The 13501-nt window shown below is 32.1% G+C and carries 7 protein-coding genes and 1 pseudogene; 6 read left to right on the forward strand and 2 right to left on the reverse strand.

Annotated features, from left to right (window positions below):
- Positions 1 to 268: 268 nt before the first annotated feature.
- A pseudogene (locus MKX29_RS09345) lies at positions 269 to 1318 on the reverse strand (recombinase family protein); the annotation flags it as partial.
- A gap of 69 nt (positions 1319 to 1387) precedes the next feature.
- Positions 1388 to 2908, reverse strand: coding sequence for a recombinase family protein (locus MKX29_RS09350; protein ID WP_341105137.1), 1521 nt, complete (start codon positions 2906 to 2908; stop codon positions 1388 to 1390).
- A 738-nt stretch (positions 2909 to 3646) separates the two neighbouring features.
- Between MKX29_RS09350 and MKX29_RS09355 the strand changes: the two genes are divergently transcribed.
- The 6 genes from MKX29_RS09355 (at position 3647) to pglX (ending at position 13483) form a co-directional block, all read left to right on the forward strand.
- Positions 3647 to 4069: an NUDIX hydrolase gene (locus tag MKX29_RS09355; protein WP_341105138.1), complete on the forward strand. Its 423-nt coding sequence runs from the start codon at positions 3647 to 3649 to the stop codon at positions 4067 to 4069.
- 499 nt (positions 4070 to 4568) lie between these two features.
- The gene (locus MKX29_RS09360) at positions 4569 to 5150 is read left to right on the forward strand and encodes a recombinase family protein (protein WP_341105140.1); all 582 of its coding nucleotides are present in this window, start codon (positions 4569 to 4571) and stop codon (positions 5148 to 5150) included.
- 154 nt (positions 5151 to 5304) lie between these two features.
- Positions 5305 to 5901 carry a BrxA family protein gene (locus MKX29_RS09365; RefSeq protein ID WP_341105142.1) on the forward strand — a complete coding sequence of 199 codons (597 nt, stop codon included), beginning with the start codon at positions 5305 to 5307 and terminating at the stop codon, positions 5899 to 5901.
- Positions 5902 to 5903: 2 nt separating this feature from the next.
- Positions 5904 to 6446 (forward strand): BREX protein BrxB domain-containing protein, encoded by a 543-nt coding sequence (locus MKX29_RS09370; RefSeq protein ID WP_341105144.1) that lies wholly within the window; start codon positions 5904 to 5906, stop codon positions 6444 to 6446.
- Between the two features lie 12 nt (positions 6447 to 6458).
- Positions 6459 to 10037, forward strand: coding sequence for a BREX system P-loop protein BrxC (gene brxC, locus MKX29_RS09375; RefSeq protein ID WP_341105146.1), 3579 nt, complete (start codon positions 6459 to 6461; stop codon positions 10035 to 10037).
- A 47-nt stretch (positions 10038 to 10084) separates the two neighbouring features.
- Positions 10085 to 13483, forward strand: coding sequence for a BREX-1 system adenine-specific DNA-methyltransferase PglX (pglX, locus tag MKX29_RS09380; protein WP_341105148.1), 3399 nt, complete (start codon positions 10085 to 10087; stop codon positions 13481 to 13483).
- The last annotated feature ends 18 nt before the right edge of the window (positions 13484 to 13501 follow it).

Genomic DNA, 13501 nt, shown 5'->3' on the forward strand with positions numbered 1-13501 from the left:
TTATTAAGTTATTCCTCTTTTGTTCAATTGCACTCTTTTCAATAGCCACTTGCTGTAATCGTTCTTGCAAAACCGTAACAGGAAAAAGATTTTGTTCAAAAGCTTCTAGATATCTATTTTGAAGTGCTAGTGTTTCCTCTAACTTCGAATCAGTTTCTTCCAGTTCTTTTTTTAATTTTTTTATGGATTCAATTGAGGTTTTTGTTAGTGAGTTAATAGTTTCATAAAACTTTTGTTTATTGGATAAAAAGCTCTCTATACGTTGGAACAGAGCATTTTCAGCATCATAGGCTTTAACTGAATTGGCTTTACAGGCTGCTGATCCCTTGTTGTGAAAATCACTGCAAACATAATATCTGTGCTTTCTTTTGGTACCGTCACTTAAAGTGTAAGTAGTAATTGAAGGTACCATCCCTTGTCCGCAATCAGGACAGCGTAAGATACTGCTCAATAGAAACGGTTCGTTGGATTGTCTTTGCTTGAACGATTTACTTTTCCTACGAGATTGAACAAGACTCCAAAGTTCATCATTGATAATCGCTTCATGCTGACCTTCTACTAAAATAGGATTATCATTTCTGCCTCTTCTTCTCTTCTTATCCCAGTTTTCAACCTTTAACCAACTAATTTTTCCGTTATAGACCGGGTTGTCTAAAATAGTTGCCACTCCATTTATAGAAAAATGACGATCACGTTTGGTTCGATACCCATTTTTATTAAGCTGATTTGCAATGGCTTTTAAACCCTTTCCTTGGGAATAAAGAGTGTATATCAGTTTAACTACTTCAGCTTCCTCTTTATTTTTTACGAGTTCCTTTTCAATAGAATCATAACCAAAAATAACACCGCCATTCCATGAACCTTCTAAGGCTCGTTGTTTCATACCAAGCTTAACGTTCTCAGACAATGTATTTCGTTCCATTTCAGCAATAGAAGCCATCAGCTGAACGACTAGACGGCCTATTGGACTACTGGTATCAAAGTTCTCGGAATAAGAGATAAACTTTACTCCGTAATCTTCAAATTTGTCTAACAAAGTAAGAGTATCTAACATATTCCGCGATAAACGTGAGATTTTCCATACAAGTACCGCCTGAAATTTTTCCTGTTCAACGTCTGCTACAAGTCTTTGCATAGCAGGGCGGCCGGTGATATTCTTTCCAGAAATCCCTTCATCCACATACTCGTCGACGATTTCCCAATTATAAAGATTTGCGTATTGTCGAAGCGTTTGTAATTGAGCGCTAATGCTATATCCCTCAGATGCTTGTTCCTCGGTGCTAACACGTGCGTAAACAGCTACCTTTTGAATTTCCATTTCGTTACCTCCTTGTATTAATGATACAGCGAAAATAAAAAAAGGAGAAAGGACAGTTCTCCTTTTCTCCTATACTAATGACAAGTTATCGGGACTAAAATTATAAATTATGCTCTTTATTTTACGCTGTTTAGTCTTCTCTTCTTTAAAGATATGAATTTCCTTAATTATATAATGACACAGTGATTTTCTTTCCTCATCAGAAAGTACTTCATATAAATCTGAAAAATTTTTTACAGAGTAAGCAATGATTTCGTTGGAGATTTGACTTTTTTTAAATCTTATTTGAACATTAATTTCTTCTAGTATTAATTTTTGTTTATTTAACTGTTCTTGATAACCCAAAAGTCTATTTTTAAATACTTTCTCGTCGAATGGGACAGTTTCATCGTCGAGTAAGTCCATGACAGTTTCCATCTTTTTATTAATATGTTTTATTTCTTTTTCAATTTTCTCTGCCTCTTTATATAAAGGTTCGAGTTCAAAACACAGTAATGAATCTGTTGCAGATTTAATATAAGGTGCTAGATTGAGATTTTGGAAAAAATTGTTTAGCTCATGTAAAATGGTTTCTTCTGCATATTCCTTTTTTACAAGGTTTGATGAACAAGCTGCCTTGCCACTATTTTTATTTTTACTGCATTGATAATACTTATATTTAGAGCTGCTATTACCTTGAACCATAGAAGACCCACATTCAGGGCATTTTAAAAGTCCTGATAGTGGATAGGAACCCGGATGAACCTTTTCTTGTTTATAACTTCTTGTTTTCATTGTCTCTTGGGCTAGATCCCAAAGAGGTAATTCAATAATTTTCTTATGGACACCTTTTCGGTATTCTCCCCTCCACTTGGTATTTCCTATATATATTTGGTTTTCTAGAATCGTTTTGACAGCATTAATGGTCCAATACTGCTTATTTTTTGTTTTAATTCCTTGAAGGTTTAGATATGAAGCAATTTTTTTATAGCCCCACTTTTCAATTGCGTATTTTTTAAAAATAAATTGCACTACTTTAGCTTCTTTAGGTTCAATAACTAACTTTTTATTAGATGTTTTATAACCATAGACTTTACCACCTAAAAATTTGCCTTCTTCTGCTCTCTTTTCCATACCAGAGAAAGTTCTCATGTTAATAAATTCTCGTTCAAGTTCGGCTACTAATGCTAATATATGAACAAGAATTTTTGAAGCTGGATCTTCAGTATTAACATTGTCTTTAATTGATATAAGGTGTTTTCCTAATGAGTTAAGTCGTTTCATAATATACAAAGTATCTAATGTATCACGTGAAATTCGATCTTGTTTGAAGACAATGATATAGTCTACATTATCCTTCGATCTAATTACATTATTGTACATTTCTTTAAACCCATCTCTGCCTTCAAACGATTTTCCTGATTTTAGATCATCAGTAAACGTATCAACTAACTCAATATCATTTTCTTCACAGTATTTTTTAATTTCTTCAAGTTGTTTTTCAATTGATGTGTTATCAGTAAATTTATTGGGGCTTTTTCTCAAATAAGCATAAGCTCTTTTTTTTCTACGAACTTCCTTATTTCTCATGTTTTTTTTATTTTTACTCATTAACTACACTCTCTCCATTCATGAGTTTTTTTTCTAGGGTCATTGAATGTTTAATAATTAGTTCAGAAATATAATATAAAAAGTCAGAAGCATTTATTTCAGCTTGGTCCTTATCTATGAGAAATGAATCATAGTATGAATTATAGTCAGATGATATTTCCTTCTTCATAATTAATCTTCCTCGAATATAAAAATCCAAATAATTGCCGGCTATATCTGGTTGAAAGACATAGTACCTTCGAAATTTTAATATTTTAAGATATTAAGAATAAAAATTTTAAGTTTAAATATTCAGAAAAATATAATGGTATTTATGGGTGAAAAGATCGGTTAAGAATGTTAAAATAAGGAAAGTGAGGGATTAAATCCTTTGCTTCCACATGGCAAGGCCATTGTGGATTTAGAGCAAAATAATCCACCCTAACGGTTCACAGTGTAGCGGGGTGGATTATTTATTTACATCAATGTTTTAATATAAGCAAAATAACAAGATGTTTAATTCTATGAATTCTTTTTAGTATGAGGGGGGCGAATATGTATTTTTTACTATTTTTCTTAGTTCTTATGGTATTAATAATCCTAATTGTTATAAAGAGAAACAATAAAAAGATAGCCCTAGCTTTAGCTGTTATACTGTTTCTGCTTACTATTGGTGGAATTATGTTTATCAGAGATGTTGTGCAAAATTTTGCCCCATAGTTACTAACCGAGATAAGAATATAAACAGGAGTATGAAGAATGAAAAGCTCAAATAAAATAGTTGTTGCTCTTAAAGGTGTTATTGTAAATGAAGGCAGGGTATTAATAGTTCAACGTGCAAAAGAAGATAAAATCGGCGGCGGGACTTGGGAATGTGTTGGTGGAAAAATAGAGTTTGGAGAAGATTTAGAATCTGCACTCTTACGAGAAATTAAAGAAGAAGTAGGATTATCTGTTACAGTAGAGAAACTTTTATATGCTACTACCTTCATAACTGATCCAACAAGACAAGTTGTTATTTTGACTTATCTATGTAGTAGTGATAGTAGTAATACTATTCTTTCTAAGGAACATTCTAGTTTCAAGTGGGCCACTAAAGAACAATTGAAATTACTATTGTCTCCGGAAATAATAACTGATTTTGAGAAAAATAATGTTTTCTCAATAGAAGTTTTGAATTAAAATCACCTCCCTTGAAAAGTGACTGTTTCAATAAGTGGTTCACTTACCGTGGAGAAAAATCATAACAAATCATTCACTAAATAATCTAAGCTAGAACAAATAGTTAAGGGGGAAAACAATTGATAAGATATCTTATTAGTATAATTAGCTGCCTTCTTCTATTTTTTAGCGGGATGTACAATATAATTACTCATGGTTTTACATTTCCATTTCTTATTCTCTCATTGGGAGGTTTAATTGGTTTTATTGGTAGTTTATTTTACAAAGTGAAGAAAAAAGAAGCATAACAACCTTATGGACTGAAGCCTTTTCAGTCCTATTTTTTTGCTTATAACTTTTAAGAATTATAGTGAAAAGGATTCTACTTGATCAATAGAATTGCTCAAAACTCCAAAGTATTGAACATGATACCATAGTTCTATAAAATAAGGGGTATCAAGCTTAATCAATACTTATGTTCATAAATATATCTCAAATTTTAATAAAAAGTGGTGGTTATTTGAAATATGGGTATGCAAGAGTGAGTACGATGCATCAAGATTTACAGGTTCAACTGAAACAGTTAGAGAATGAAAACTGTAACAAAATATACTCTGAAAAATATACAGGGACAAACAAAAAGCGGCCTGAATTTCAGAAGTTAATTGATATGTTACAAGAAGGAGACACATTGGTCGTTACAAAACTAGACCGTTTTGCTCGGAGTACACAAGATGCTCTAGAAATCATTAAAGATTTATTTAATAGGAATATTAAAGTCCATGTACTAAATATGGGCATTATTGAAAATACACCAACCGGTCGTCTAATCTTTACAATTTTTTCAGCCTTTGCTGAGTTTGAAAGAGATATGATTGTAGAACGAACCCAAGAAGGAAAAATGTTGGCCAAGCAGAATCCTGATTTCCGAGAGGGAAGGCCAAAAAAATTTTCAAGGCAGCAAATTAATCAAGCCTTATCATTACTAGAAAATCATTCGTATAAGCAAGTTGAAGATATGACAGGTATTTCAGTATCTACGCTTGTACGAGCTAACAAGAAAAAAAGGGCAGAGAAAATTATAGAAAAGGAACTTATTTAAAAAGTACTATTGTACAGGTGTAAATAAATTTAATATAAACAAATTTAGAAGTGAGAACTTCCGCTTGATTTGATTATTAAATAATAAGTCGATTCATGTAAAATGGAAATTATAGATATGATTTACCTAGTGATTTTGAAACGAGGGATTTTTAATGGAATATTCAGCTGGTTTTACGAGCGAAGGATGGTTCCAACAGGAAATTGAATATGTTTTAGACCAACTTCACAAAGGTTTTAGCCGCAGAGAAATAAGAAGTAAAGTAATTGAGGATAATGTTTTCTTGTTAAGAAGTGAGTCGGCTATTAGTAAAAGGTTTCAAATGGTTTATCGCAGAGCAAAGACATTATATCCAACATTATCTGAATACTATTTCAATGGAACTAATTCTGATCAAAAAGTACTGCTATTATATAGCTTCCTTAAATGTTATCGATATGCCTACGAAAATTTCTATGAATTGATTGTTTATCGGTATCAACATAAGAATGGAACTTTACAGGTTTCAGATATGAATTTTTATATGGAAGAAAAGGAACAACAATCAGAGAAAATCGCAAATTGGCATATAGCTACAAAAAAGAAAATCAACAGTACTCTTCTATTATTTTACAGAGAAAGTGGTATGATTGAATTAATAGAAGATGAGTATAAAGTCTCTCCTTTACATGTGAGTCAAGATCTTAAACAGTATGCTGAAGAACAGGACACTTTGTTAAAAGCATTAATAACATTAAAGGCAGGTGGTTAAGAGTGACCATATATAAACGATTAGAACAATTGGAAGAACGTATAAATGAAGAAGGTTTTACGACACCAAGAGGGATTGGCAGTGAAATTCCACATTTTGTTTTTGATTACCCGGCTGAAGATGAATTAACAGTACGTACATATGTTGAGGGATTATTAAGAAGAACTTCATTAAATATTAAAGAAATCAATCTTTTTGAATTTCTTATCAGTTTATTCGAAGAAGATCTAGATGAACTAATCACTATTGCTGAAGAAGAAGGCTATGTTGAGCTTTCTCAAGCTATTCAAACTGTTTTAGAAGATCAAGATTTGTTGGTGAACGCATTCATTGAAAAAGCGGATAACGTGGAATTGATTTTTATAACAGGTGTAGGAACTGTACATCCATTTATTCGCTCCAGTCATTTACTTAAAAAACTATCTAATCATGCATTTAGAACACCGCTTATATTATTTTATCCGGGTTATTTTTCAGGAGTAGATTTACGTCTATTTAACAAATTCCGACATGAAGATGAATACCAAATTACAAGGATTTCATAAGGAGTGTGAATAATGATTATTCAAGAGATTTTTGAGAAGAAAATTGACCGACCAATTAATGGTGTTGTACAAGCAGGTCAAATTGATGAAGATACAATTCAAACCGAGTTAGAAGAATACGTTGTGACAGCAGAAATTTTAGATAGCTTAAAAGGATTTTATAAAAATTATGAGAAGGCGTATTCAACACCAACGAAAAATGTGGGTGTGTGGATTTCTGGTTTCTTCGGTTCCGGTAAATCACATTTCCTTAAAATATTATCTTACTTATTGGATGGTAAGAAAGTCGGGGGGGAAACGCCGTTTGAATACTTTAAAAATAAAGTTTCTGATACCGCACTTTTAGATGTAATGTCTCGGATAGAATCAAAACCCTCAGATGCATTGTTATTTAATGTTGGTTCTGAAGCAGGAGCAAGTGCAGCACGTGGAACGAAAGAAAGTATTATTGAAATTATCTTACGTATTTTTAATGAACATCTAGGTTATTCCAATACGCTGTGGGTAGCAGATTTTGAACGACAATTAGCAAGTGACCAAAAATACGATGCTTTCTGTTCGAAAATTGAAGAATTGTATAACGAAAAATGGCAAGATTTCCGTACTAAATTCCGCTTGAGATATGCAAAAATTATTGCTGCACTTTGCGAAATTGGCTATGAACAAGAAACAGCGGATTTCCTAGTCAAATCAGCACAAAAGGAATTTTCGATTTCAGCGGTTCAGTTAGGGGAGCTTGTTGCACAATATTGTAAATCTAAAGGCTCCGACTATCGCTTAATCTTTTTAATTGATGAAGTTGGTCAATATATCGGTACAGATAATAACTTGATGCTTGATTTACAAAACGCTGTTGAAGAAATTGGTGCTGCTGCGATGGGACAAGCATGGATTGCTGTTACTTCTCAGGAAAAGATTAAAGACGTCTCTAATATGAATGCAGCCAATACAAAAGACTTTTCGAAAATTCAAGGAAGATTTGAAACACGGATTAATTTATCGAGTTCAGATACAGACGAAGTTTTAAAACGTCGGTTATTAGAAAAGACAGAAACGGCTTCGAAAACATTAGAGTCCATTTTTGAACCGAATGAGCAATTAATTCGTAATCGCCTTTCTTTTGATAAAGATCGAACACAATATCGCTCAGGCTATCGTTCAACAAATGAGTTTGTTGAAACATATCCATTTGTACCTTATCAAGTAGATTTATTGCAAGCTGTTTTAGAGAAGATTGGTATACATGGTGAAGGAAGTTCTTACGCTTCAAGAGGGGAACGTTCATTATTAAAAGCTTTCCAAGAAGCAGCGATATATAATGGCCATGAAGAGTTAGGCAATCTAGTAACGATGGCGGAGTTTTATCCAACTATTCGTCAACATTTAGAATCAGCTATCGTACAGACTATTTCGAGAGCTGAAAACCGCGCAAAAAATTCGGAAGGTCTTGTTGAATATGATGTTGATGTATTAAAAGTATTGTATTTGATTAAAGGAATAGACCACATTAAAGCAACACCAAATAATATTTCAACACTTCTTTTAGAAAGTATTCAGGCTGAGAAAAATGAACTTATAATTAAAGAATCATTAAATCGTCTAGAGCAGACGATGTTTATTGAAAAGCACGCAGATGGTACGTATTCATTTTTATCAGATGAAGAGCAAGAAATAAATAAAGAAATTCGTAACGTTGATGTTAATGCTATCAAAATTAAAGAAAGATTAGGCGATACCTTCTTTGAGAAAATGTATCCAAACGCTAAATATAACTATCAAAAGGGAATGCTATTTGATTACAATAAACGTTTTGATAATTATTCAAAAACAAATATGAAGTATCCGTTAACGATGCAAGTCATTACGGGTGGGGTAACTACAACAGAAGCTGCTTTACAGGCAATAGAAGGACAAATGGTTATTTATTTAAATGAGGAATTAATTACAGAAGCAGAAGAAGCCATTCGTATTTCTGAACAAATACGTCGTTATGTGAATTTAAAACGCAATCCAAGTACAACGCAGGCACAGCATCGTATTTATGATGCGAAAATGGACAGTATTAGTGACTACGAGTTAAAGGCAGAAGAATTATTACGAAAAGCTTGTGAGGAAGCAATATTCTTCATTCAAATGCAGGAGCGTATCTTCCGAGGTAATTTTGAAAAGCAAGTATCGGATGCTTTTGATATGTTGATCCAAAATACATATAAGTATTTAGAATACATTGATGAACCAATTCAAATGAAAACATTCAAAGAACAATGGAGAAACCTAGCTGAGAAAGGTATTACAAATGATTTACTAGGTGAAACAGGTAATGTAAAAGCTTATAACGAAGTATTACGCTATTTAGATGAACTCATTCGTATGCATCAGAAACCATCGTTAAAGGATTTTATTGATAAATATAATCAGGTCCCTTATGGCTGGAGTGACTACGATACAATTGGCATTGTCCTAGCTTTAATGCAGTCCGGTAAAGTAAAGTTAATGATTGCAGATGAACACTTTACACCAACGACTTCATCTCAATTTTATGATAAACTTGCTCGAACAACAGAGCGAGATAAAATACGTGTTATTCCCGAAATTGAAGTGGACCCAAAAGTGCGTCGTGATTTCATTGGTTTATATAAAGATTTGTTTGGACGGATGGATATTGGGGATTCTTATCAAGAGTTCGCGAATGCAATTCAAACTGCAGTTAAGAATTATCTTATCCAACCATTAGAGGAAATTGATGACCGTCGAAAGAAAACTATATCTACTGAGTTCGCTTATCCTGAAGGAGCAAAAATTAGTTCTTTAAAAATTGATATTCTCCGATTAACACAAATTCGGGAACCTGAACAACTTGTAAAAGCATTTATTGATGCCGAGGATGATTTATACGATTGGCAAGATGCGATTGAACAGTTAGTTGGTTTCTATTTAAAAGCACCAATTGAACGGTTTGATGAAGCAGTATCGTTTTTAAATCAAGTTCAAAATGATTTACGTTATACTCAATCACAAAAGGTAAACCTGTTAAAGAAAAACATTACCGACATTTTAACCAAAGCATCACCATATAGTGAAATTCCGCAATTGCCTAGCTTAATTGAAAAACTTGATAAAGCAATTCAAGAAGAAGTAACAGAACAAAAACAAGGTCTTGCAAGTCAAATTACACAATTAGAGAAAAAGGTAGATGATTTAAAAGATTATTATTCAAATAATGAAATCATTACAGAATTAATAAATGATGGAATGCAGAACTTCAAAATGTTGCAACAAGAAATTTTAAATAGTAATAGCTTAATCACGATACAAATGAACTTGACCAAACTACGAACAGTAACAGAAACAATTCAAGATGAAGCAAAACGGAAAGAAAAAGAATTACTACAATTAAAACCACCAACTCCAGATACATCTGTTACGGTTGTCCGTGAAAAAGGAACAAAAATTATTTCTTCAAGCGAATTAAAAAGCATGATTTCACATACAAGCATCGAAACACAATCTGACTTAGATGCTGTACTTGCAGAGTTACGAACACAATTATTAAAAGAACTAAAAGAAAATACATTAAAAATTGAATTATAGGCAATGGAAGGGGCTTTCCCTTCCATTGTTGTAATGAGGTGGAAAAAGTGAACAAAACGGAATTAAAAAACTTTGCCATTCAATCACGTCGTCAACTAATCGATCAAGTAAAAACAAAGGCACTAATGTATGGTATTGATGAAAAGAATGGTTTAGAAATTCAAGAACAATTTGGGCAATTAATGATTAAAGATAAACCTTATCCAATGTATATGAAACCTGCGTTTAGCTCGTTAAAAAAGCAACTTGAACATAAAGGTTATAAACAGTTAGTCGAAGAAGTGGCTTACACATGGTTTAATCGGATCATTGCAATTCGTTATATGGAGATACATGATTATTTACCAGAACGAGTAAATGTATTATCAAGTAGTGTGGGACGAGTAGATCCAGATATTTTATTTGAATATGAAACGATGGATTTACCTGTTAAGAAAGAGAAAGTACGTGAAGCGTTAAATTTAGGAGATACAGAAGAAGCGTATCGCCAATTATTTATCGCACAGTGCAATGCACTAAGCACAAACTTACCTTTTATTTTTGAAAGCATTCAAAGTTATACAGAACTATTACTGCCTAACTTTTTATTAGACGTCGAATCAGTTATTGGAAAACTTGTAAATAATGACGAATTGACGAAAAGTTTCAATGAGATTGAAGTTATTGGGTGGTTATACCAATATTATAACTCCGAACCGAAAGATGTGGTTTTTGGAAATCTAAAAAATAATAAAAAAATACAAAAATACGATATTCCTGCTGCTACCCAACTGTTTACTCCTAAATGGATTGTAAAATATATGGTTGAAAATTCATTAGGGCAAATTTGGATTGAAAATAATCCAAATTCTGCTATAAAGAATGAAATGCCGTATTATATTGAACCTTCTACAAGCCCTGAATATAGAAATAGAGAAAATCACTCACTTGATTTACAAAGAATTACAATCATTGATCCATGTGTAGGTTCTGGACACATGCTAGTATATGCGTTTGAGCTTTTATATAAGATGTATGAAGAAGTGGGTTATCCATCGAGAGATATTCCCAAATTAATCTTAGAAAATAACCTGTATGGATTAGATATCGATCCTCGTGCGGTACAATTAAGTTCTTTCGCTTTAGTAATGAAGGCGAGAGAATATAATTCAAGATTTTTAAAACAAAGCTTCACTCTTAATATTTCTGAAATTCTCGAGTCAAATGATTTTATGGAAAATAACATAGCAGAAGTGTTGGGAAGTGATGAAAAGGAAATTAGTGAGTTAAATAACTTATTCGAAGAGTTTTATGATGCAAAAGAATATGGCTCTATTATTAAACCATCTGAAATTGATTGTAATTATTATCTAAGTAAAATTGAAGAACTCTCTAAGGAAGAGCTAACATTTGATTCAATATATTTCCATAATGCCACTACGGACCTAATAGAATTTTTTAATATGATCAAAATGTTAAAAAGTAATTTTGATGTAGTTATTACAAATCCTCCATATATGGGGTCTAGAGGAATGAATGACAGACTAAGGAAATATTTAGACAAAAATTATCCTCTTTCAAAGATGGATTTATTTTCTGTTCTAATGGAACGCTCTTTGAATTTTTCTAAAAAGCATGGATTTGTATCTATGATCACAATGGAATCTTGGATGTTTATTACAAAGTTTGAAAAGATGAGAGACTTAATTCTTGATAATTACAGCATTTATAATTTATTGCATATGCCTTATGAGGGAAAAGGAAAAACTAGTTTAGGAATTAATTTTGGTACGGTAGCATTTATTCTTAGAAATTCATTTGAGAAAAATTTAAAAGGAGTATACCAATCAGCGCGATATGTAGACATTGACGATGAAGGCGTTCCTTTATATTACCCACTAAATAATGATAGATTGAATGTAGTTTCTCAAGATAAATTTGATGTCATTAAAGGAAGACCTATGAGTTACTGGATGTCTGATAAGACAAGAGAATTATTTGCTGCTTCTCCTGTGTTAGAAGATATAATTGACATAACTGGAAGTCAGCATAAGACAGCGAATAATGATAAATATTTACGCTATTTTTGGGAAGTAAATAAAGAAAGATTAAATAGAAAGTGGGTATCTTATGCTAAAGGTGGCGATTTCCGAAAATGGTTTGGTAATAATGATTTAATAGTTGACTGGAGTGAAGATGCCCAAAGTTTTTATAAGAAAAATAAAACATCAAATTTATTAGAAGAAAAATATCGATTCCGTAAAGGTATTACTTGGACTGCTTCAACGAATGGTAAATTCTCAGCTCGCATTTTGGAGGAAAAAGGATTATTCGATATGAAAGGCCCAGCATTTTTTCCATATAATAAAGAAGATTTATACTATATTTTAGGGTATATCAATTCCGAACCAATTGGGCAAATTTTAGATATGTATAGTGGTACGTCGGATTATCAAGTGATAGATATAAAAAGAATTCCGTTTGTTAAAATTGATGAAAGTCTTAAAAATAGAATAAGCGAACTTGCTAAAGCAAATGTTGAATTAGCAGAAAGACTTTGGAATTATAACGAGAATGTGCCTAGCTTTTCATATCATTCTATATTAAATTTCAAATCGGTATTTAGTGTTGAAGAAGCATTTCAACAACTTGTTTCCCACGTCGATCAATTGGAACACGAAATTGAGAAGAATGAGGTAGAGATTAATAATATCATTAATACTATATTAGAATTTAATTTGAATTATACTGAAAATCATTTAGGTGAAAATTTGGTAGTCGATTATTTGAAGTCTTTTATGTCTTATTTTGTAGGGGTTTTGTTCGGACGTTTTAGGTTACCGAATGATTGTAAATATAGTCCAGCTAATATTGATCATATTCTTTTAACAGACACACATTATTTTAAATTTGATATCTATACACAATTTACGGATTTTATCAGCGGTATTTTTGGAACAACAAAATTAGAAGAAAATTTACATTGGATTGCAAACACTCTTAATACAAAATTAAACGAGTCACCAGAGATGCGAATTAGAAGGTATTTTAGTGAGGAATTTTTTGCGGAACATTATAAGATGTATAAAAAGTGTCCTATATATTGGTTGGTAGACTCCGGAAAAAATAAAGGATTACGTACACTTATTTATATGCATCGTTACCAAACGGATACAATGGCCACAATTCGTTTTGAACATTTGCAAGAAATTCAATCTAAGTATCTAAATGAAATAACGGATTTAGAAAATCGATTAGTAAATCCAAGCTTATCAGCAAGTGAAAAGAAAAAACTAACTGCAGAAAAAAATACTTTTGAAAAGAAAATGGATGAACTACGAGAGTTTGATAAACGTTTAGCTGAGATAGCTAACGAAGAGATTGAAATTGATCTAGACGATGGTGTGAAAGTGAACTATGAGAAGTTCTATCGTGGTGGCAAAGGTGTATTAGCGAAAATTAAATAAATCATGGCCTTCTTACTT

Origin of the sequence: Cytobacillus sp. FSL R7-0696 (genome assembly GCF_038006865.1) — a bacterium.
GTDB classification, from domain to species: domain Bacteria; phylum Bacillota; class Bacilli; order Bacillales; family Cytobacillaceae; genus Cytobacillus; species Cytobacillus kochii.

Coding starts and splice junctions, on each gene's coding strand:
- MKX29_RS09350 (WP_341105137.1), bottom strand. CDS start 2,908: ATGAGTAAAAATAAAAAAAACATGAGAAATAAGGAAGTTCGTAGAAAA.
- MKX29_RS09355 (WP_341105138.1), top strand. CDS start 3,647: ATGAAAAGCTCAAATAAAATAGTTGTTGCTCTTAAAGGTGTTATTGTA.
- MKX29_RS09365 (WP_341105142.1), top strand. CDS start 5,305: ATGGAATATTCAGCTGGTTTTACGAGCGAAGGATGGTTCCAACAGGAA.
- brxC (WP_341105146.1), top strand. CDS start 6,459: ATGATTATTCAAGAGATTTTTGAGAAGAAAATTGACCGACCAATTAAT.